General features: G+C 43.5%; 22 protein-coding genes. 1 reads left to right on the forward strand and 21 read right to left on the reverse strand.

The window, feature by feature from the left end:
- Positions 1-193 precede the first annotated feature (193 nt).
- The 3 genes from metH to metA are packed head-to-tail and all read right to left on the reverse strand — an operon-like array spanning position 194 to position 4,842.
- Positions 194-2,824, reverse strand: a complete 2,631-nt coding sequence (gene metH / locus BGP78_RS01730) for a methionine synthase (RefSeq protein ID WP_119859791.1) — start codon at positions 2,822-2,824, stop codon at positions 194-196.
- Between the two features lie 10 nt (positions 2,825-2,834).
- The gene (locus BGP78_RS01735) at positions 2,835-3,905 is read right to left on the reverse strand and encodes a homocysteine S-methyltransferase family protein (protein WP_119859792.1); all 1,071 of its coding nucleotides are present in this window, start codon (positions 3,903-3,905) and stop codon (positions 2,835-2,837) included.
- Positions 3,895-4,842, reverse strand: coding sequence for a homoserine O-succinyltransferase (gene metA / locus BGP78_RS01740; RefSeq protein WP_119859793.1), 948 nt, complete (start codon positions 4,840-4,842; stop codon positions 3,895-3,897). The genes BGP78_RS01735 and metA overlap by 11 nt, the downstream gene beginning before the upstream one ends.
- 147 nt (positions 4,843-4,989) lie before the next feature.
- On the opposite strand from metA, the gene BGP78_RS01745 reads away from it, so the two are divergent.
- A complete protein-coding gene (locus BGP78_RS01745; protein WP_119859794.1) occupies positions 4,990-5,886 on the forward strand; it encodes a DMT family transporter in 897 nt (298 codons plus the stop codon).
- A gap of 333 nt (positions 5,887-6,219) precedes the next feature.
- Here BGP78_RS01745 and BGP78_RS01750 read toward each other — a convergent pair whose 3' ends face one another.
- The 18 genes from BGP78_RS01750 to BGP78_RS01830 all read right to left on the reverse strand — a co-directional run bounded on the left by BGP78_RS01750 (position 6,220) and on the right by BGP78_RS01830 (position 22,613).
- Positions 6,220-7,230 carry a phage late control D family protein gene (locus BGP78_RS01750; RefSeq protein ID WP_119859795.1) on the reverse strand — a complete coding sequence of 337 codons (1,011 nt, stop codon included), beginning with the start codon at positions 7,228-7,230 and terminating at the stop codon, positions 6,220-6,222.
- A 10-nt stretch (positions 7,231-7,240) separates the two neighbouring features.
- Entirely contained in the window at positions 7,241-7,456 is a 216-nt protein-coding gene (locus tag BGP78_RS01755) for a tail protein X (RefSeq protein ID WP_119859796.1), read from the reverse strand.
- 12 nt (positions 7,457-7,468) lie between these two features.
- The gene (locus tag BGP78_RS01760) at positions 7,469-7,915 is read right to left on the reverse strand and encodes a phage tail protein (RefSeq protein WP_119859797.1); all 447 of its coding nucleotides are present in this window, start codon (positions 7,913-7,915) and stop codon (positions 7,469-7,471) included.
- Positions 7,915-11,856: a hypothetical protein gene (locus BGP78_RS01765; RefSeq protein WP_119859798.1), complete on the reverse strand. Its 3,942-nt coding sequence runs from the start codon at positions 11,854-11,856 to the stop codon at positions 7,915-7,917. The genes BGP78_RS01760 and BGP78_RS01765 overlap by 1 nt, the downstream gene beginning before the upstream one ends.
- A gap of 256 nt (positions 11,857-12,112) precedes the next feature.
- The gene (locus BGP78_RS22815) at positions 12,113-12,241 is read right to left on the reverse strand and encodes a hypothetical protein (RefSeq protein WP_259386089.1); all 129 of its coding nucleotides are present in this window, start codon (positions 12,239-12,241) and stop codon (positions 12,113-12,115) included.
- Between the two features lie 5 nt (positions 12,242-12,246).
- Entirely contained in the window at positions 12,247-12,504 is a 258-nt protein-coding gene (locus BGP78_RS01770) for a phage tail assembly protein (RefSeq protein ID WP_010364460.1), read from the reverse strand.
- Positions 12,505-12,510: 6 nt separating this feature from the next.
- Entirely contained in the window at positions 12,511-13,020 is a 510-nt protein-coding gene (locus BGP78_RS01775) for a phage major tail tube protein (RefSeq protein ID WP_119859799.1), read from the reverse strand.
- On the reverse strand, positions 13,020-14,354 hold the full coding sequence (locus BGP78_RS01780) for a phage tail sheath subtilisin-like domain-containing protein (RefSeq protein WP_119859800.1): 1,335 nt from the start codon (positions 14,352-14,354) through the stop codon (positions 13,020-13,022). Before BGP78_RS01780 ends, BGP78_RS01775 begins: the two co-directional genes overlap by 1 nt.
- A gap of 378 nt (positions 14,355-14,732) precedes the next feature.
- Entirely contained in the window at positions 14,733-15,068 is a 336-nt protein-coding gene (locus tag BGP78_RS01785; protein ID WP_119859801.1) for a GPW/gp25 family protein, read from the reverse strand.
- A 54-nt stretch (positions 15,069-15,122) separates the two neighbouring features.
- The gene (locus tag BGP78_RS01790) at positions 15,123-15,422 is read right to left on the reverse strand and encodes a PAAR domain-containing protein (protein ID WP_119859802.1); all 300 of its coding nucleotides are present in this window, start codon (positions 15,420-15,422) and stop codon (positions 15,123-15,125) included.
- A 2-nt stretch (positions 15,423-15,424) separates the two neighbouring features.
- Entirely contained in the window at positions 15,425-16,105 is a 681-nt protein-coding gene (locus tag BGP78_RS01795; RefSeq protein WP_119859803.1) for a phage baseplate assembly protein V, read from the reverse strand.
- Between the two features lie 2 nt (positions 16,106-16,107).
- Entirely contained in the window at positions 16,108-16,710 is a 603-nt protein-coding gene (locus tag BGP78_RS01800; RefSeq protein WP_119859804.1) for a hypothetical protein, read from the reverse strand.
- A 70-nt stretch (positions 16,711-16,780) separates the two neighbouring features.
- A complete protein-coding gene (locus BGP78_RS01805; RefSeq protein WP_119859805.1) occupies positions 16,781-17,062 on the reverse strand; it encodes a hypothetical protein in 282 nt (93 codons plus the stop codon).
- 1 nt (position 17,063) lies between these two features.
- Positions 17,064-17,861, reverse strand: coding sequence for a hypothetical protein (locus BGP78_RS01810; protein ID WP_259386093.1), 798 nt, complete (start codon positions 17,859-17,861; stop codon positions 17,064-17,066).
- A gap of 22 nt (positions 17,862-17,883) precedes the next feature.
- On the reverse strand, positions 17,884-18,441 hold the full coding sequence (locus BGP78_RS01815) for a phage tail protein (RefSeq protein WP_119859806.1): 558 nt from the start codon (positions 18,439-18,441) through the stop codon (positions 17,884-17,886).
- The gene (locus tag BGP78_RS01820) at positions 18,442-19,383 is read right to left on the reverse strand and encodes a phage tail protein I (protein ID WP_119859807.1); all 942 of its coding nucleotides are present in this window, start codon (positions 19,381-19,383) and stop codon (positions 18,442-18,444) included.
- Positions 19,380-20,297, reverse strand: a complete 918-nt coding sequence (locus BGP78_RS01825) for a baseplate J/gp47 family protein (RefSeq protein ID WP_119859808.1) — start codon at positions 20,295-20,297, stop codon at positions 19,380-19,382. The genes BGP78_RS01820 and BGP78_RS01825 overlap by 4 nt, the downstream gene beginning before the upstream one ends.
- A 1,887-nt stretch (positions 20,298-22,184) precedes the next feature.
- Positions 22,185-22,613 (reverse strand): hypothetical protein, encoded by a 429-nt coding sequence (locus tag BGP78_RS01830; protein ID WP_119859809.1) that lies wholly within the window; start codon positions 22,611-22,613, stop codon positions 22,185-22,187.
- Positions 22,614-22,620: the final 7 nt, after the last annotated feature.

The following is a 22,620-nucleotide window of genomic DNA, read 5'->3' on the forward strand; positions in this document are numbered from 1 at the left end:
CAAAGAGAATAAAAACTTCGTTCAAATTAATTATACAAGAATAAAAATTAATTAGTTAACTTAGGCAGGAATATTATTGTGATTGGCACAAGATAGAGAAAGTTTTGAGATAAAAATTAGAAAGTTAACAATATACACTCAAAAGGGCGATTAAGAATTACAGGTTTCTTAAACGCCCTTAGCCAAACATTAGCTACGCAGGTTCATAGCCTAAATTAGGAGATAACCAGCGCTCCGCTTCTTCAAGTGTCATGTTGGTACGTTTTGCATAGTCTTCAACTTGGTCTTTTTGAATACTCGCAACCGCATAATATTTACAGTCTGGATGAGAAAAATACCAACCCGACACCGCGGCACCTGGCCACATAGCATAGGAGGTAGTTAACTGCATACCAATACGCTGCTCAGTATCAAGTAACTGCCAAATCTTTTTCTTCTCAGTGTGCTCAGGGCAAGCTGGGTAGCCTGGTGCTGGACGTATGCCTTGGTAATTTTCACGAATAAGTTCTTCATTACTCAAGCTCTCGTCAGGCACATAACCCCAAAACTCTTTTCGTACTTGCTCGTGTAAATACTCTGCAAATGCTTCCGCCAAACGATCCGCTACGGCCTTAACCATTATTTTATTGTAGTCATCTTGCTTGGCATCAAATGCATCAGCCAAGTCGTCTTCTTCAAGACCCCCCGTCACCGCAAAGCCACCGTAATAATCCGCAATACCCTTCGGCGCAATGTAATCTGCCAAACAGTAATTAGGAAAGTCCGTTTTTTCTGTTTGCTGACGTAAATGACATGATGTCGTTAATACCTCTGAGCGTGTTTCATCAGTATAAATCTCAATGTCATCACCTACTCGGTTTGCCGGAAACAATCCGATGACACCAAGCGGCTTGAGTGCACCACTTTTTTCATACTCATCAAGCATCTCATTGGCATCTTTAAACAGGCTTTTTGCTTCCTCGCCGACGATTTCATCGTCTAAAATGCGCGGGTATTTACCTGCTAATGACCACGTCATAAAATACGGAGTCCAATCAATATATTTACGTAATGTCTTGATGCTCACATCACGAAACTCGGTTACCCCTAACTTTTTCGGTACCGGTGGCGTATAGTTTTTCCAATCAATTTGAATGGCATTATCGCGCGCGCGTTGCAAGGTGACTGGCTTTGAACGTGGTTTTTTACGTGCCTGCTGCTCTCGAACTTTGACATACTCTGCCGCTGTTTTAGCTAAAAACCCAGGTTTTCTTTCATCACTTAATAAACTTGAAACCACACCAACCGCACGGCTGGCGTTATTCACATACACAACGCCTTTATCGTACTGAGGTTCAATTTTAACCGCGGTATGCGCTTTTGATGTGGTTGCGCCACCAATGAGTAATGGCAGTTCAAAATTTCGGCGCTTCATTTCTTTGGCAACATGGACCATTTCATCAAGCGATGGGGTTATTAACCCAGAAAGCCCGATGACATCGGCGTTTTCGTCTATGGCAGTTTGCAAAATTTTCTCTGCGGGTACCATCACGCCTAAGTCGACCACTTCGTAGTTATTACACTGCAACACCACGCCAACAATGTTCTTACCAATATCATGTACGTCCCCTTTGACGGTCGCCATGATGATTTTACCATTGGTTGCGCCTTCTTCTTTTTCTGCGTCAATAAAAGGGTCAAGGTAGGCAACAGCACGTTTCATTACCCGTGCAGATTTAACCACCTGAGGTAAAAACATTTTACCTGCACCAAACAAATCCCCAACCACATTCATGCCATCCATTAATGGCCCTTCAATGACTTGTATGGGCTTATCCATACTGGCACGACACGCTTCAGTGTCTTCATCAATATAATTGGTAATACCTTTAACCAAAGCATGTTCAAGGCGCTTTTCAACTGGCCAAGTACGCCATTCGAGATCTTCCACCTTTTCAGCTTGTGCCATACCTGAATATTTCGGCGCAAGCTCTACCAGCCGCTCACCAGCGCCTGGATCGGTATTGAGTACCACATCTTCAACGGCTTTTCGCAGTTCTTGTGGAATATCATCATAAACCGCAAGTTGCCCTGCGTTTACAATCCCCATATCCATACCAGCTTTAATGGCATGGTATAAAAACACCGAATGAATTGCTTCACGAACGGGGTTATTACCACGAAACGAAAACGAGACATTCGATACCCCACCCGACACTTTACAATGCGGTAAACCTTGTTTTATCCGGCGTGTGCCCTCTATAAATTCAACCGCATAATTGTCATGTTCTTCAATACCGGTTGCCACAGCAAAAATATTCGGATCAAAAATAATGTCTTCAGGCGGAAAACCTAACTGGTCAACCAAAATACGGTATGAGCGCTGACAAATTTCAAACTTACGATCTTCTGTTTCCGCCTGGCCTGTTTCATCAAACGCCATTACAACGGCTGCGGCACCAAAACGTTTAATTATTTTTGCTTGACGAATAAAAGGCTCTTCCCCTTCTTTTAAAGAGATAGAGTTAACAATGGCCTTACCTTGAATACACTTTAAACCCGCTTCAATGACTTCCCACTTAGAGGAGTCGACCATAATTGGTACACGAGAAATATCGGGCTCTGAGGCGATCAAATTTAAAAACTTCACCATCGCCGCTTTTGAGTCCAACATGGCTTCATCCATGTTGATATCAATCACTTGTGCGCCACTTTCTACCTGTTCACGTGCGACGCTTAGTGCGGTTTCATAATCTTCTTCTAATATTAGGCGTTTAAAACGCGCAGATCCTGTGACATTTGTACGCTCACCAACGTTGGTAAATACTGCTGTTGCTTGACTCATTGACGACTTCCTAATTCAAATTACAGGCTTCAAGACCAGCCAAACGCATACGGACGTCTAGTTCAGGTAATGCACGAGGTTTTACACCTGTAAGGCCATCAGCAAAGGCTTTAATATGCGCAGGCGTTGTACCACAACAGCCTCCAACAATATTGATGTAGCCCTCTTTACCCCAATCTATAATTTCTTTCGCCATTTCATCCGCTTCTAAGTCATACTCACCAAATTCATTGGGTAAACCGGCGTTAGGGTGAACCGACGTAAATGTTTCACATACGCGCGATAACTCCACCACATACTGACGTAACAGATCAGGTCCTAATGCACAGTTTAGTCCTATTGAAATAGGCTTTATATGACGAATAGAGTTATAAAAAGCTTCGGTTGTTTGACCTGATAACGTACGCCCAGATGCATCGGTAATGGTACCTGAGATCATCACCGGCAAAGTAACGCCCGCTTGCTCAAACGCTTCTTCAACAGCAAACGAGGCTGCTTTGGCATTTAAGGTATCAAAAATGGTTTCGATTAATATTAAGTCCGCGCCTCCCTCCATTAAAGCAAGCGTTGACTCAACATAGGCCTCAACTAATTTATCAAAGGTAATATTGCGATAACCCGGGTCATTTACATCCGGAGAAATTGAACAAGTTTTAGATGTTGGCCCTAACACGCCCGCGACATAGCGAGGTTTATCTGGATTTTGTGTGGTAAATTCGTCACACACCGCTCTTGCCAACTTCGCCGACTCAATATTGATTTCACGGCTAAGGCTAGCCATTTCGTAATCGTCCATTGAAATGGTCGTGGCATTAAAAGTATTTGTTTCAATAATATCCGCACCAGATGCTAAAAACTGACTATGGATGTCTCTAATTACCTCAGGTTTAGTCAAACTCAGTAAATCGTTGTTACCTTTGATCAACACATGCCAATCTTTAAAGCGCGCACCACGATAGTCTTCTTCTTCAAATTTATATTGCTGGATCATGGTACCCATTGCACCATCAAGGATCAGAATACGGTTCTTCATTGCTTCGCTTAAAGCTGCGCTTTTATTCGACGGTAAATTATTCGGCATAGCTGTTAGTCCTTACATCTTGGCTAACGAGGTTAATATCATACGGAGTGGTTTGGTAAACATAGTAGTTTAACCAATTCGAGAATAACAAAAAGGCATGACTTTGCCACGTTTTAGATGGCCGTTTGTCTGCATTATCATCAGGGAAGTATCCCTCAGGCATAGCAGCATCATCGCTTTTGCTCAGATCTCTGGTATATTCTTTTTGCAATGTATCAGCATCATATTCAGGGTGGCCCGTTAAGTAAACTTGGCTCCCAGATTGGTTCTTAATTAAATACGCCCCGACCCTTTCTGAGCCAGCAAGGGTAATTAAATCATCTGTTTTATCAATTTTTTCTGCGTCAATATGACCATAGCGAGAATGCGGCACCACAAACTCGTCGTCAAAACCTCGCGTCAACGCACCATGTTCAAAGTAACAACGGTGTTTAAACACCCCACACAGCTTATTCTCTTTAAGCTCTCGTTTTAATCCATGGTGGTGAAATAACCCAGCATGGGCAGCCCAACAAGAAAACAACGTTGAAGTTGCATGGTTCTCAGCCCAATCAAAAAAGGCTTGTAGCTCATTCCAGTACGTTACATCTTCATATTCTAAATGTGCCAACGGTGCACCCGTCACAATCAGCGCATCGTAGTTGTTGTCTTTTACATCTGAAAAATAACGATAAAACATATCTAAATGATGCTCTGAATTTTCAGAACTACGATGGGTATCTAGCCGCAACAGATCAACATTCACCTGCAAAGGAGAATTGGCCAGTAAACGAATAAACTGAACTTCAGTTTCTACTTTATTAGGCATCAAGTTTAAAATGGCCAAACGCATCGGGCGGATCTCTTGCGATTTTGCACGACTTTTTGGCATTACAAACACATTTTCTTGACGTAACTGCAAAATAGCGGGTAATTCGTCTTTGACTGTGATCGGCACACGGTTCTCCTGAGTTTAGAATACTCTGTTATTATGAACGCAACGACAGAAATTTCAACCTCTAGATGTACAGACGTCTAAACAATGTTAGGGTTGGTTGTTATCCATATTAAAAGAATAATAACAAACATAAATTAAAGGGAAGGTATGTTGAATATTGGGTTAGGTGAGATTGCAGCACTGAGTGCTGCGTTGGTGTGGGCGTGCTCTACAATTATTTATAAGCGTTTTAGTCATACACTGTCACCCTTTGAGCTAAACGTCAGTAAAGGCGTTATGGCAAGTGCGATGATGTGTATTGCTTTATTGCTGCTCCAAGACAACGCACTACCCAGTCACGCTAATGCATGGTTATGGTTAATCGCAAGTGGCATTGTTGGCATCGCTATTGGAGACAGCGCCTATTTTGCGGCACTGAGAAATATCGGCCCCGCCAGAACCTTAGTCATTGAATCGTTGGCACCAGCCATCGCGGGGATACTCAATATTATCATTTTAGGCACCTACTTAAATACCGTCGCTTGGTTTGGCATAGCTATCACCACAGTGGGTGTTATTTTAGCGATTAAACCACACCATACATTGCCCATACTGGATAAACAAAAATACACACTCGGGGTGGCATTTGCCTTAATTGCAGCCAGTTGCCAAGCCGCGGGGATGGTGATGTCAAAGGCAGGTATGGGCGATGAAGCAACCAGTAGCCTATGGGCCGCGATGATCCGCTTGCTGTCTGGCACATTGGCTGTGGCTATTTTAGTGGCATTTTTAAAGCAACATAGTATAAGCAAAGCCATCAAACTCAAAGGGATCAGCAATAAAAAATGGCTATTTATCGCGGTGTTCTTTGGCACCTTTATTGGCCTTTGGTTACAGCTCGGCGCGGTAAAACATACCGATCCTGCTATTGCACAAACTATTTTAGCAACCGCACCATTAATGGTAATGACACTCGCGTTCATTAAAAAAGAGGCGATCACACGCAACATGATAATAGGGGGATTGTTGGCCTTATTTGGGGTGGGTGTGTTACTAAGTGCATAATTCAGCGCATAATAAAAAAGCTAAAATAACTCAAATTGGAAATGACAATAAATTGTGTGTATGAAGAGATAAAAAGTGGAAGGAGGCCAGAGCCCGTTTTTGCAAACGAGGATAGCCTATATGGAGAAAGGAGTGTCTAGGTAGGATGTATAGAAGAGGGGTATGCGCGCGACAGACATTTGCTGTAGCACGCTAAAAATCAATATATTTAGAATGTAAAAAGTAGAACGTAAAAGGCTTACAGTGATGTTAAGCCTTTAAAATATTCTTGAAAGGGTCTGATGGAATTGCGATTAGTAAGCGCTTAAATCAAAAAATATTGTAGATAACGCGCTAAGACGCAATTTGCTCACACAATAAATAAGAGGCAAACCCCTCACCATTAATGCAGTGTTCAACTTCACTGACATACCACTTACCGTCTACAGTGGTTTGGGTGTTGACGATTTTAACAACGGCCCCTGCACCAATAGCGGGATTGCCAATTACTTTTGCTCTCATTGACTTGGCACTGCGATTTAACCGGTTATGTTTGGCTGTGGCCGCTTGCGTTGCATAGGCTTCATCTGCATACACATAAGGTAGAATAGTGGCTGGCGCGCCCTTGCCTGCTTTAACTTGTTTGCGCTTTGCTTCATTCTGATCATAAAAATACGCTTTGACTTCGCCAACTTTACGATATGCATCTTGCATATAGTGCCAAGACAGTAATTGACCAACATCTATTTCAACTTCTTTGAGTGGCTTACCTGACAACGACTTGCCTGTACCTCGCGCCATAAAAACCAGTTTATCTTGTGCGATTTTGAGCACCGCATCATATTGCTCTGCAAGCTTAGTCAGCAATTGTAAATCACTTTCACTTTGCTCAATATGTGGCAGTTCAATACTTGTAAAATCAGGGCCTACTTTTGGGTCTAAACCATGCTCAGCAGCAATATCAGACACTAAATCACCCAACTTTTGGGGCGTGCTCGGGTCATCAGGCCAAGATTTTTGTTTCGGGGTTTTAAGACCTGTGTGCCACAGCATTTTATTGCCAAATAACTCAAGTGAACGAACAGGGCCTGACACACTGTATTCGCCCACTTCAAATGCACCTAAAGGCGATAGCTTTGCCGACTTATCCGCCGCGCCATTTTTATACCCCATCGCAATTTCAACAATATCTGTCGCTTTTGGCTCTTGGATTGGTGCAGTGCCTAGGTTATCAAACCTGACATAACAAGTGTCACTTTGCAGCCCCGTTCTCAGGCTAACCCGCACTTCAACCATTCTGTCTCGCAAACGCTCAGCCACTTCTTTACCGTTTGCTTTAATTGAATACTGAGGCTGTAAACCCATAATCCTTCCCTCAATCCCAAATATTAATGACGTTGTCTGCAATCGGTTTCGTGATCACTTCTGGCAAAAATATAGCGATATTTTCAGCATAAATACCGCCTTTTTCAGCCAGTCCATGATTTGCTTCTAGCACTAACTCAACCATGCCACTGCTGCGCCCATAATGACGCCAGCAAATATGGTCTAAGCAATCCCCATCTCGGGTAATATAAGTTACTCCGTTCATTGGCTTACCTCATTACTTGGTGTTTGCATCATGGCGCTTTAATTCCATAGAGAACTTAATTTCTCGTGGGATACCATCGTTTAAAAACAGGGTTCTATCTTCACTGATTGACATTATTATCCAGTTGCCCAGCACACGCCCCACACTGGGGTCTGACTTGCCACTTGCTTGCACATAAGTAAGCTTTAAAGGCAATTGAGTGATTGCCTCTGCGCGCATTTTGTCGACTTGTGTCAGGCCATCTTTTACCAATTGAGGGTAAATTGTGCCCGTAAGACTTAACGTTTGATCCCCAACACCTACAAACTGCATTGAAGGGCTACTATCTTCAGTTTGAGAGTCTTGTGTTTTCCAGCGGTAATCTGTATTGAACTTTAAATTGTCAAAAGCAGCCCCTCCAACAGAAAACTTAAACTCCCCTAATTGCATCATGTGTGATGCATTGACTACTTTTTCCATTAAGCTACCTCATCAATATATCGAGTACGCAGATCTCGTTGTGCTTGCACTTGTTTTTGTTCAAGCACTTGTTTAATTTGCTCAGCAATTTCAATCGCCGACATGCCTGGGGTGGTGTTCACAGTAATGTTTGCATTGACGGTGACACTCGAAGATCCTGATGTACTACTTCGAGTTCTTTTCTCAGTCACAACTTTGGCTTTATCATCCGCTAATTCACTTGCTTTTAACCCGGCAGGTGCCAACTTTTGTGATTTCTCTTTGTCATCCGTAAAGAACTTGTCTACCACCCAGCCAGCAGCTTGACCACCATATTTATTACCTAATGAACCTGCTGCATACCCCGCAAATGGTGCCAATAATTTGAATGGTAAAGGTGCAAACTTAGCTACCGCACTTGTGGCCAACTGGCTAGCTCCAGCACCAATAACCGTGCCACCGATTGTTTGCGCCTTTTCCTTGGTTGACAAGGAGTCGTCATTTGCCGCCTTAAGAATCGTATCTATATTCAGTGCATGACCCAGAACCCCGCCATACTTGGACATTGACTTCATAGGGCCTGTATTTTTCCCCATGCTTTGTTCTGCTAAAGCGCCAAAACTTGTCAACGCATTAAACTCATTAATGACATTATTTTTTACAAAATCTAATCCCATATCCGAGTATTTAGCAGCGCTTGAAGATTGGTCATTTGGTTTTTCGTAGCCTTCATATAAATTAGCCAAAGACATGGCTGCACCAACAGGGTTTGGCAAGACCGAGTTAAGTGTTTGTGTCACTGGGTGTGACATTGCTTGGCTAAAAAATGATGGCGCCTCATTACCCTTTTCTGATTTTCTCCCAGCACTATCTTTATCTATGGGAGCATTTGAGTTATTAGCTGACTGTTCAGCCAAACTTTTAATCTTTGAACCACTATGCTCCAGTGAGACCACATTGCTTGGTGCATTGCTCTCATTTAAAGGCTCGTCAGACTTACCTTTCTGTTTAGGCTCTGATTTTTCATCAGACTCGTCTAACGTACTGCCAAACCAGCCACCTAACATACCGCCTAGTGATTCACCACCAAAGGCACCTAACGCACCGCCAACAATGCCACCAATCGCAGTACCAAACACGGGGATCACTGAACCAATTGCGGCACCGGCTGCGGCACCGGCTAAAGCACCACCCGCACTGCCCGCAGCCTGTCCAACTTGCTGTGATTTTTCCTGTTTTGTTAGGCTATCATCAGATAAAGTCGACGCCACATCCATAACACCCATCGCAGCCGTCACCGGTGCAGCCAAACGGCCAAATAGCTTACCAAGTGGGCTTCTGGTGATCCCCTTAATAAGCCCTTTGCCTTTAAACAACCCTTTTTTCGGTTTACTGAAAATCGGGTCATTGGCCGCCATCGGTTTACCCAATTTTGTATTCGACGCCTTGGTATTCGCTGCTTTTGCTTTAGTCTGCGATGGTGTTTTTTTCGCCTGCTCATTTTTATCAGCGTCTGACAAACCGCCATCAATAACAGAAAGCTTTGGCTTATTTGCCGGTTTTGCTTTTACTTTGGCTGACTCCTTCGTTTTAGAAGGCGTGTCTTTTGCCCATGGTTTTTTATTGCTTTTGGGTGACTTTTTCTCATCAGAGAGATCATCTTCTCGTTGAGCGTCTCGCCCTTTACCTTTATTACCACGGCCTTTTTTATTGCGTCGGTTGCCTTTTTTACCGCCTTTATTTTTACGCTTTTTAGGCTTTTTCTTTTTTTCTTTCTCTTCTTCGTCAGGGGCTTCAAAGTCAGTCTCAGCTTCCCCGCCCGAGAACATATCGGCAATCCCCCCTAAACCAAATCCGTCAAGTAAATCAGGGAGGGCGCCTGTTATTGATGATAAGTCGCCTTTTAAAATCCCTTTAAAATCTAATTTCGCCAACGTCGCTGCGTGATCTTGCATAAACGAAGCGGCACCTTCAAAACCAAAGGCATTGAGTAAATCAGGTCCAGCGCTTAGTAACGAGTCTAAGTCTCCCCCCATTATGCCTTTAACATCGAGCTGTTTTAACGCAGGTAAGGCCGACTCCATCATACCCGCAGCGCCCTCTAACCCTAACGAGTTTAATAAACCAGGGCCTGCGTCTAATAATGATGAAATATCGCCACTGGCGATCCCTTTCATATCGAGTTGTTTCAGCGCGGGCAGTGCTTCGCCAAATTTGTCTGCTGCATCACCCAAGCCGAATGCGCGTAATGCATCGGGTCCGGCGTCCATCAATGAGCTTAAATCGCCTTGCATCAGGCCATTCATATCCAGTTTTGACATTGCTGGCATGGCGTGTTCAAGTACGTCTGCCGCTCCACCAAAATCAAAGTTGCGCAGTAATTCTGGCCCAGCTTTTTCAAGCGACGATAAGTCACCGCTCATGATCCCCTGTGGATCAAGCTGCTTAAGCGCGGGTAATGCCGTTTGCATTGCATCTGCGGCACCACCAAAATTAGCAGAGCGCAAAATATCAGGGGCCGTATCGAGTAAACTGCTTAAATCACCTTGTGCAACACCGGCTAAATCTAACTGCTCTAGCGCAGGTATTCTTTGTGTAATTGACTGGTGTATACCGTCTAAATCAAGGGTTTTTATTAATTCAGGAGCCGCATCTTTTAAAGAGCTTAAATCTCCATTCATAAGCCCTTTCATATCTAACTGCTGCAATGCAGGCATAACAGTTTGCATCGCATCGGCCGCACCACCAAAGTCAGCCGTTCGCAAAATATCGGGAGCCGTTTTTAATAAACTGCTTAAATCCCCTTCTACAACGCCCGCTAAGTCAAGCTGAGAGAGCGCCGGCATATTTTGCGCAATCGATTGATTAAGCGCGTCAATATCCACTGCTTTTATTAGCTCTGGGGCTGCGTCTTTTAACGAGCTTAAATCGCCTTGCATAATGGCACCGGCATCAATGCTGTGCAATGCAGGTAACATGTTCTCGATTGTTTGCGCCGCTTGCGGCATGTTTAACGCATCAAGTGCAGCGGGAGCTGCATCTGCCAAAGAGCTTAAATCGCCTTGTAATACTGCACCAGCGTCTAACTTATCTAGCACTGGCAGTGCTTTACCCACCATATTGGCCGCTTGGCCAAATCCCATATTCTCTAGCACTTGTGGTGCTGTTGCCGTTAGGCTCGACAAGTCGCCATCCATCATGCCCGGAATATCGAGCTGATTAAAAGTCGCCAACCCGGTTTTAAGTGAATCCGCCGCTTCTGGCATATTCAACGCATCTAAAACTTGCGGCGCAGTCGACGCTAATAAGTCGAGTTGCTGTGACAGGACTTGCTCACCACCACTGGCTGAAAATGCAGCACCGTGCTGAGCTATCACATCCGTTAAACCCGCAATATCTACCGAGTTAGAAATTTCTGGCAGGGCTTGCTGTAACCCAGATAAATCTTGTTTTACCACATGTTGAAAGTCGCTAAAGTCTAATCCTTTAACATGGTGACTCAACCCGGCTATCGCCTGTGATAAATCAGCTCCTTGGCTCATCTGTGCTGACAAATCAGTTGCCGCCGCTGAGGTAGCCGCTTGTGCTTTTGCTTGTGCTGCGTTTTTCTGATTTTCTAGTGCCTGTATTGCACCATTATTTCCTGTATTCTGTGTCGCGGCTTTACTTAAACTTACCAGTTGCTGCTTAAGCACATTGCCATTATCGGCCATGACCTGATTAAGGTTAAACTTGGCCAATTGCGTTAAAATCGGCGCAATTGAGTTAGGTTTAAGTATGGCACCTGAGGCTTTCATGCTTTGTACAGCTTGCCCGAGCTCTTTTGCCGAATCGGCTTGATTTTGCTGAACCTTAGGTAGTTTATTTTTAACTTTATTGGCTGTATTCGCCTTTTTTTTACTGACTGCGGGAGATTTTTTTTTCGCACCGCGTTTTTGATCGGATGATCCGTGACGTTTCATAGCTATACCTGGGAGATGCAAAGAAGTGAGCTGAATACTTGCCTGCCAGTAAACCTGCCTGCTTCAATAGCAAGACGCGTACATAACTGAAATAACAAGCGTGAAATAATGGGCCGAGGGCCGATAGAATTGAAAAAGATATGCGAAATAACAATACGTTAAGTGTTTAACTCGCTAACCTATTAAGAAGAGCGATTGCGATTTTGCTTAGCCTTTTATTAGAAAAGGTATTGAATGTAGCAGTAAAAAAGGCAGGTCAATGACCTGCCTCTGTTTCATTTTTATAGTCAACGGCCGCTTCAAACCAGTCACAAAGCTCTGGTTCAGTTAAGCCGTTTAATTCTTGTAAGCCCCACCCGGTATATTTTGCGAGGGCTATAACCATGGCTTTTAAGCGCTTGGGCGGGATACGAGAAAAGCCTGTAGCTTTTCTCTTAGTTTGACAAAGTCACTCCAGTCTAATTCTTCAATTACATCTGGAGACACTTCACACAAATGTGAGAAGTAACGAATTTCGCTTTCTGATTCACTTAAATCCGTTTTGTCTACCATTAATCTATCACGTACCTTTGGTCGTCTCATTTTAAGCTCTGCATACTCATGCGCGTCGACCGTGACTGGGAAAGTCAGTTTAATGATATCTGTCATAACTTATTAAGCTCCAATTGCTGTGCGAAGTAGCGCCATTTGATCAACACCGTTAACGATGCGAACATCATTGCCTAAGTCGATGTCGTAAATGACGTCTGCGCCAATTTCTAATTTATATTTTTGTACTGCATACTGCATAGTCAGCTTGGCTTCTTCGCCATCTTTCCAGTTGCCCATATCCATTTCTTTGAAGAAACCAGACAACGTAACTTTTACAGGTACTGGCGCTTCGCCTTGTGCTTGAATTGCACCACGTGCAACAAGTGGCTTAGTAATATCAGCCCAGCCACCCATCAATTTTAATAGATCAGCGTTGTACTCAAGTAATGTGATTGTGCCTTCCATTTTCTCAAGCTGGCCCACATCAAGTTCGATTGGCGCTTGAAAACCAGACGTCACTTCACGTGTTTTAACCGTTACTTTTGGCAGCGTGATTTCATCTGCGATACCAAGGTAGCCCTTACCATCAACAAATAATTTAAACTTTTTTAGAATTTTAGGAGATGTTGCCATTATACGATTTCCTCTAGGTAGTTGTTAGTAAGGATGCTTTTGAATGTAATATGCTCAGCTGGTGTTGGTGGCGTGAAATCAAAGCTGAAATACACTTTACCTGCTTGAATATTGATTGGTGTGTTTAGTTCTTCATCAGCCCAAATTTCACCACCCAAGATTGCACCTTGTGCTTTTAGGCTATCAAGGTAACCTTGCACACTTTGTACAACATCATCGATGTATGTTTTAGTGATGTTACGGTCAACTGCCCACATGTGAGCACGTAGTAATGAATCGTTGATCATGTCCGCGGTACGAACAACCGATAAGAACGCCCATTTAGGGTCATCAGAACACGTACGGTTACCCCAAAGCTTAAAGCCGTTTTGACGAATAATTGTTGCTACTTCGTTTTCGTTCAGTAAGTTAGCTCGAGCATTTGCATCACCTAGTTGGAAATCGATTGGACGAGCTGTCGCCACAATACCATTCATATTGGTGTTACTTGGACTCCACCAGAAACCACGGTCGTTATCTGATTTTGCAATCATACCTGCAACACGTGCACTGGCTGGTTCTACAACTGATTTACCATCGCGGAACACTTTAACTGCTGGGTCAACCACAAATACTCGGCGTGAACCAAAGTCTTTACGGTATGCTTTTGCTGCGTCGTCATCAGAGTTTGGCCCATCAGCAATGATAACGGCACGTAGGCGCTGAGCAATACCAACTAAATCGGTAACAACTGGGTTTTTCTCTGTGCCATCTTTTTGATGTGTATACCCAGGTGCAACTAAAATGCGCGGTGCAACACCCACAACAGATTCAGCACCAAGGAATGCCTGCATACCTTCAAATGAACCGTCAGCAGCAACGCCACCAATGATATTTTGAGTAACAGCAGCTTCAGTACCATCAGCAACACGTACAACAATAATTACAGCACCTGCTTGGTCGAAAATACCGTCAACACCTGGTACTAGCGTACCTTTACGGTCATACTCAACATCATCAACTGCTTTTTCAACTTTATCTGTTAATGCTTTAAGCTCATCAGCCGTCGGCTCAACATTGCCATTCGCTTTTTTAAAGTCAGAAACTTCAGTAGCGAGTGCCGCATCACGTAAAGTCTGTAAACGCGTTTTAAAATCCGCATTTTCAGGGTTAACTAACTTTGCTGCTTCAGCGCGCTTACCAGCAATCAATACTGGCGTATTTAAAGGAAACGCGTCTTCATCTGCAAAAGGCGCTGTACCTATCAAGCCAATTACTGAGCTTTTTACTGTTTTAATTGGACGAGTGCCTGATTGCGCCTCGATTACCTCTACACCATGTAGAAATTTTGACATATGAATCTCCTTTAAGGGTATGTCAGTTAGAAACAAAAAAGCCACGCTGAGCGTGGCTTTTTAAAGTTAAAAGTTAGGGGTTGTTGAACTTTTAGGTTCATTTTTGCAGCAGTCTGATTGGCTTTTATACAAGGCAGAGACTGCGTAGCATGGTTATTCCATGTGAGTCAGTCGATAACATAGTAAAAAAGCCAATCAAGCGCTGCCTACCGGTTCTTTTGAGCGCCCTTTTCTCTTTGTTGCTTAATATTCGCTTAGATTACTAGGCCACACATTAAGCGCCGCGATAAAAGCACGCTCAAAGAGAACAAAAATCAAACAGAAAAGAACAACAGCCCCTGGGATTTACTTACCGAAATAGGGTCGTAATATCCTGGTTTAAATTTGAATACCTTCGATGAGCACTGGCTCACCATTGATTAAATATAAGCCGCTAATATCGATTGAGAGCTTACCCGAGCTGGTCGGTTGTACCGCGACTGATTCAAGTTCAAAACGCGGCTCCCATTTTTCCAGTGCATTCGATATCACCAAGGTAATGTCACCCACCATGCTGGTTGAATATGGGCTATCGAGTAAATCAAATAAGCCACAGCCGTAATCTCTGCGCATCACACGGCTACCAATCGGTGTAGTAACAATGTCTTGAATACTCTGTTTTAAATGCTCAACCCCAGAAAGGGGCTTACCTGTTTTTGCGTTCATGCCAAGCATATGATTGCCTTTTATGTCTGACCGTAGGTCTATAAAACGAACGTAAGTTAAAAATCACCCACCTACAGTGAACCCACCTTCACCTTGCGCCAATTGCCCATCACAGTTGGTTGGGTCGCCAATACGAGCAACCGCTTTACCTTCAATGGTAAAGCTGCCTGCGCCCGCGGATATCGCCTTGCCTTCATGCTTTACACTTGGGTCTGTCGACAATACATGCGTACTAATGGGGTCGCCTTCTCTGAGCGCTGGCTTACCCGCCACGGTAAAGCTGCCCTGTGTTGCACTGGCTTTACCCGGTAAAAACAGCGCGTGGACATTGGTCATCGCACCATCTAATGAGATTGCTGGCATAGTTACTCCTGTGCACTAATATTCGCGCCATTGAGCTTCAATGTATCAGCCGCTTTAATCCCGATCCCGGCACTGGCGTCCACCTTCACATCTCCCCCAGTTGCACTAATGTCGACTGTTTTACCAGATAACTTAAGCGCTTCTGTGGCTGAAACCGTGATGCTTTGTGTTGCGTTAACCGTTGCATTGGCGGAGGTAATTACGGTGATATCTTTTTCAGTGGTAATGTTAAGTGTTCCGGCAGAGACAACATCAACCGTTGCTTCTTCACCTTTTATATCAATATAGTAGCGATGCTTTTCGCGGTCGTATTCAACCATGGAGCCGTCTTGATACACCGTGCGCTGTACGTGTTGACGGCTCTCTTTTGCTACATCACTGGCCACTTTGTCTACGTTGTGGTCTTGTTGATATAAACTCCCTAACACCACCCCTTGGGCTAAGTCACCGCATGGGGCCAATACCACCACTTGCTCGCCTACTTCTGGCGCTTGCCAAGTTAAGTCGTTAAACGCTTGCGCTGTAAGCCAAGGCAACCAAGAGGTTAACCAATCACCAATGGTGACTCTAACTAGCGCTTTTTCGTAATCCACCTTATTCACAGTGCCTAACGAAATTAACTTAGCGAGCCGATGCTGCATGTCGGCTTGGGCTAAATTGGTTTGTAATGGGTTAGCTATCATAATTAAGCACTCCCACTGCCTGATGGCGTTTCAACCGCTGCTGGGGTTTTGGCAATAAGCCAATGTTCGCCCCCTTCAGGGCCTAAATACACTTCACTGATAGGCGGTAAATCACACACTTCTACAATCTCAACTTGGTAATAAAACTGCCAAGTTAACGTCGCTTTACCAATCACACTGCTCGGCTGTTTAGTAAACGCAAAGTCGATATTATACGGAATAAAAAACTGCCAAGGAGTGGCCATATCGTCCGCCTGCATCAGCGCTTCACATCGCTCAATCACCCCATCTAAACGCGTCAGCAGTGCATCACTGTCGGCATGCTCTACTTCTAAGTCCAGTTGCAATGTTAATACCCGCCTATCGAGCGGGTTAGGGCTCAAATTCTTATTTGAAGTTGGCCCGTAAGTGACGCCAGCGTCGGCGCCTTTTGATTGCAACTCACTGGCTTGACGCTCAGCTAAGACTTGCACACATACTTGCGCGACTTGCGTTAAATCTGGATACGGCATGCTCGGCTTTAACAGCCCTACCTGAGCGATACCGTCAAGTCCAGACGTGAGGCACTCAAGTACCTTTCGTACTAGGGTACTACGTTGATTCATAGTGATTCTCTGATTAAAAGCTCAGCCAGAATGGCTGGAAATTTAGGGCGGACGATACGACCGAAGTAAATTAAGCCGACAGTGGATATCGCGCTTTAATTTCTTCAACTTTAGACAGCCACTTTTGTTTTGCTGTATCAGTTTGATCATATTGCCATTCAATAAAAAGGGAGTCTGACTCTAATTTATAAGCACTCTTTCTAGCTGACAATGCTTCTGATGGTTCATACGTCAATTCAAGTTCTGAGACAGGGATATCCAGTTCATTTTGTAACAAAAATGAAGCTATCTCAGCTGAATCTAGTATTTGGCCAACCGAAGCCACAAGTTTCCCTTGATGTTTAATTAACATTTTATACTCCTGTTGCAGGTATATCTGATGGACGTGCGAATTCGGGATAAATACCCCAACCCACTTTTTCAAGATCAATATATCCACTGGCAGTACCAAACAAACAGATTAATGCCTCTCCTGAGGTTTCTGTACTTTTAGAGAGTCCTAACTTGGTATGTGCTCCATAAAACTGACTTACTGTACTTGTTACTTTTGATTGTGTTCCATATAAAGACCAATCATTTTGATAATTTACAACTGGTCGCATTACACCTTCAACATCGCCCGTAATAAGCTTCAAATAACAAGCAGTGGTCATGCTCCCTTGTTGATAACCTCGATACCAATTATCGTCTATTCGCGCAGGATGAGCCCTATTATTTCGAGTCCACTTAATCCGTAATATGTTAAAATAACCATTAACATATCCGCCATACACATTAGCTCTAAAGTCAGCAGCAACGCCATTCCCTGTATGGTCAACATCATGAGATGGGTTACCATGTAATGTCGCTTCTTTTATAACTTCAAATGACGATAAACCAATCGTATTAAAATGTTTAATTCCTGTTGTTCCGAGAGGTTCCATTCGCTGATTTTTGCTCAGTAATATATGCGATGCTTCACCTCTTGCACCAACAATAAAGTTATCGATACTCACTTTTGATTGTGCTATTGAAACATCAACCTCTGCTGATTTTGCAGCAACGGTAGCATCAATATTGCCAATTTTATCTTGTACGGTTTGCGTTAGGTTGTCGGCGGCGACCACCACGTCCGTGAGCCGTTGGCTCATGGGTTTTTCTTGATTTGACATCGTATTTCCTTAACTTTAAAGACTAAGCTTGTTCAAGTGCGACTAAACGCAGCTCTTGTTCAATTTGGCGTTGCATGGTGTTGAGTTGAACCAAGGTCATATCGGCCAACTCTCTGTCTACAATCAGGTTTAGATTATCAACGCCGACCTTTACCTCAACACTCTCTGATGGTAACTGCGCCAACGATAAGGTTAGCCACTGGAGTACTTTTACATCGGGTGTACGATACCCCAATGTGGTATTTGGCTTTGAGTACACACCCAATAAAATCAGCTCAGGCTCACCTTCACCGCTGTAGTTTGGTGATTCAATGAATACCCCGATTTCACAAATCGCATATTCAATCGGCGCATCAAACTTGCCTGCTATTTTTAAGCTGCTGCCTTCGCCATCGGAATAATCAGTGTCGGCAATGGCGACCCGTTCTTTTTCGCCCTTAAGCGCTGTTTGAGTTTTATCTGGTGTGTAGTCACTGTCACCAAATGCCATATGGCTGATTTTGCCTTTAAAACCGCGCTGTGTGGCGGTCATTAACGCGTCTAAACCAGCTTGAGTAAATTGCAAGGTTAATGCAGACATTTACGTCGCTCCTTGTAGAGTAAAATAAGTAAGTTGAAGTTGAGATAATGCAGCTGACACCACAGTAGTGGCAGTACATGACTCAGGCCATACACCTTTCCAGCTCGCTTGCGCCTCCATTGCTGCAATATTCACTTGGCCATAACCACATAAGTTTAAGCCTGCGGCCATTGCATTTGGCACCACCCCCGTCATATCAAGGCTATGTTCTAACGCGCCAATCCCTTTTTGACCTGCAAGTACAGCGCCAAGCGTTGCCTCAGTGTCATCCGGTGTCACACCGTTAAAGTCGCCTTGTTGTTGCAAAGACCCAATACCAGGTTGAGCATTAAGCGACGCGGCTAAATCAATATACCCCGCATCTGGCCTTACTCCGTTGAAGACGCCTTCCTTGGAGAGTAATCCCGTCCCTGCGCTGGCATGTATTCCCATACCAAATTGTTCTTTTAACGCAATGCCCAACTGCACTTCAACATGAATAGAAGCGCGTTTAACGGTATCAATAATACGTTTTACTTGCGCAAGCATCGCTTTGGTCAGTAACCCTTCCTCGTTGCTATCGAGGTTTTCGTTCACCATCGCGTTAACCACGATGGTGCCGGGCTGCGCATCGATTTGATGCCACCATTCATGAATGTCGGTTTCAATGTTTAAGCTATCTAGCGCTTTTTTTAAGGCAAACGGTGTGGCTTTAAATTGATGGACGACAAACGCATCATCAATCATTTGCCGTTTGGTGTTTTCAGACCACGCATCATTCCAATCATCTACCGACAAGGCCCAAGCAAGCCAAGGTAATAGCTCTGCGGGGCAATCCTGTGGATGCCAAATGTGTTTTAATAACTGTGATTTATCAGGATATGTTAATAACTCAGCAAGTGAGCGCATCAACAGTGACGCATTATGTGGTAGTAGATCAGGTAACGCTTTCAAGTCGCTCATTCATCACCTCGGCGCACCGATGCATTAATCAACATACCTGTGCAGTGTGCGACTGAGTCGGCAGACACCAGTATATCTGTACTTGGGCTTACTACTTGCCCATTTTCAACACCTGGCTGATTAATAGCGCTAAAGAGCCCCATCTGGCTAATGTCTCGCCCTAGTAATGCTTGTTGTGCACTATATTCGTCAAGCGCCGCCTTTACCGTCGCTTCAACACTTGATGCCGAAGGCCCAGGCGCAATTACCAAGTTAACCTCAATATGATACGGCACAACATTTGGGGTAAAAATCGACACTTTGTCGCCCAATGGCCTCACTTTTGACGCCTCCTCGCTTGGCCCACTGCCATCGGGCAATAAACCAAAATGGTTGCGTAGTTTTTCAACTAATTCTGTAGAGGGCAAACCGTGCCCTTCATGGCTCAATACGGTGAGTTCTACAACGCAAGGTTGCGGACTATGTACATACACATCTTTTACCCGCGGGTCTGCCGATAATGCATGAAACTGATATGCTTGCTTACTTCCTGCGGTGTTTAACCCTTCAAATACCATTTGAATACGACGCCTAAAGCGCGTATCGCTTTCTTTTTCATGAATATTTGAGCTCGCAGCTTGGCGAGATAAATTGTATCGCGCCGCAATGGCATCTAAATCATTACCTGTCGCCGACGCCAACATATTACCTTTAATGGCATCATTCACTTTACCGTCAAATAACAAAGCTTGATACGCCATCATTTCTAGCATGATGGCCAGTGGCTCTGATTCTAAAGTTAACGCATCTGAAAATTCAGGGTGTTTTGCTAATAGCTTCTCTTTTAGCTCTTTAAGCTTTTGTTCATAGTCCAACACCGTGATGCTATCGGGCAATGGTACTTTTGACATATCGAGTAGATTAAACATATTCATCTTAAGCACCTTTTATTTGCATCCATAAAAAAGCCTACACAGTGTGTAGGCTCAATTGGTGGAGTTGGAATCTATGTAAAACGAGTTATTATTCATTAATAACAACGTTGTATATCTTTTCTTTGATTAACCAGCTTAGGTATATATTACCGGTTTTTACGGTTTGGAACAGGTCAATGCTGACCCTTTAAAAACATTCAGAATGATTCGCCGTAGCAAACCGTTTTGGATGTTTTTTTATTGAGGTAAGAGAGTAATACAAACGCTTAGCTTCACACCCTTGTCTTCCTGACGAAGGTCAGGACCTATCTTTGTATTAACGCCCATGTGTAACTTAACACCAATGCTCAAAACATATGGACCCTGAATCAAGTTCAGGGACACGATGGTTTAAATTACCCCTGATTTCAAATAATAAGTACTTACTCAAATGATGACTTCTTATAATACTTCGCACTACTCCCTGGTCTTCCTGACGCAGGTCAGGATCCATCTTTGTATTAAAGCCCATGTGCAACTTAACAACAGCGCTCAAAAGCATATGGACCCTGAATCAAGTTCAGGGAGACGAAGGTTTTATACTTTACGTTATACGCACTCTTGCCAAAAATGCTTGTCTAAATCATCTTCACCCCAAAACAAAAAGCCGATTTAGTCACACTTTAAAAGTCAACTAAACCGGCTGTATCTGGACAAGTTAGATGTGTTAGCAAACCTTCAAATCAGCTCACTGTGCTAGTGCAAACCCTTTTGAGCTTGTTGTCTAGCATAGGTGTATATTAGCGAATTTTACGGTTTGAAACAGGTCAATGCTGACCCTTTAAAAACATTCAGAATGATTCGCCGTAGCAAACCATTTTGAGTGTTTTTTATTGAGCTTATAACGTAATGCAAACGCTTAGCTTCACAACAATCTTCCTAACGAAGGTCAGGATCCATTTTTGTATTAACACCCAAGTGTAACTTAACACCAGCGCTCAAAAACATATGGACCCTGAATCAAGTTCAGGGAGACGATGGTTTTATACTTTACGTTATACGCACTCTTGCCAAAAATGCTTGTCTAAATCATCTTCACCCCAAAACAAAAAGCCGATTTAGTACGACTTAAAAGTCAACTAAATCGGCTTTAAATAGTACAAGTTGGGATTGTGTTAGCAAACCTTCAAATCAGCTCACTGTGCTAGCTGCAAACCCTTTTGAGCTTGTTGTCTAGCATAGGTGTATATTAGCGAATTTTACGGTTTGAAACAGGTCAATGCTGACCCTTTAAAAACATTCAGAATGGTTCGCCGTAACAAACCATTTTGGATGTTTTTTTATTGAGCTTATAACGTAATACTAACACGTAGCTTCACACTATTGTCTTCCTGACGAAGGTCAGGATCCATCTTTGTATTAACGCCCATATGTAACTTAACAACCAGCGCTCAAAAACACATAGACCCTGAATCAAGTTCAGGGAGACGAAGGTTTAAATTACCTAAGTACTTACTCAAATGATGACTTCTTATAATACTTCGCACTACTCTCTGGTCTTCCTGACGAAGGTCAGGATCCATTTTTGTATTAACGCCCATGTGTAACTTAACACCAGCGCCCAACAACATATAGACCCTGAACCAAGTTCAGGGAGGCGATGGTTTTATACTTTACGCTATACGCACTCTTGCCAAAAATGCTTGTCTGAATCATCTTCACCCAAAAACAAAAAGCCGATTTAGTGTACTTAAAAGTCAACCAAACCGGCTTTATCTGGACAAGTTAGATGTGTTAGCAAACCTTCAAATCAGCTCACTGTGCTAGCTGCAAACCCTGTTGAGCTTGTTGTCTAGCATAGGTGTATATTAGCGAATTTTACGGTTTGAAACAGGTCAATGCTGACCGTTAAGCAATATACTTTTCTGGGATAAAGTTAAATAAGTTTAATTCATCGATGTCAATTATTTCTGCTACATCTAATTCAGCCAAATTGCTTGCTTCTCTTAACTTTTCTCGCATTAATAATTCACTTTGTAAAGTCTCAGTCGCAGCAACGATTAAAGCGTCATTAGACCCTAACTTAGCCAGTTCTAGGCGCTCTTGGGCTCTTTCAACCCGCCAAAATGTGCTTGTTAAGCGCTTAGCTACCGCGGCTTTAATTCTTTCAACTGCCTCGCCTTTATTCACTTGTAGTTGATCAATCTCTTTCGGCTCGTAACTCGCTATATATTCAGCGGCAGATTCCGCAGTCCAATTAGCTCCCGTAACAGGGTTAACTTGCCAGAAATTTCCTTCAATACACATGCCTTGAATTTCATTATAATAACAATTCATATTTTAC

The organism is Pseudoalteromonas sp. MSK9-3, assembly GCF_003590335.1.
GTDB lineage: Bacteria > Pseudomonadota > Gammaproteobacteria > Enterobacterales > Alteromonadaceae > Pseudoalteromonas.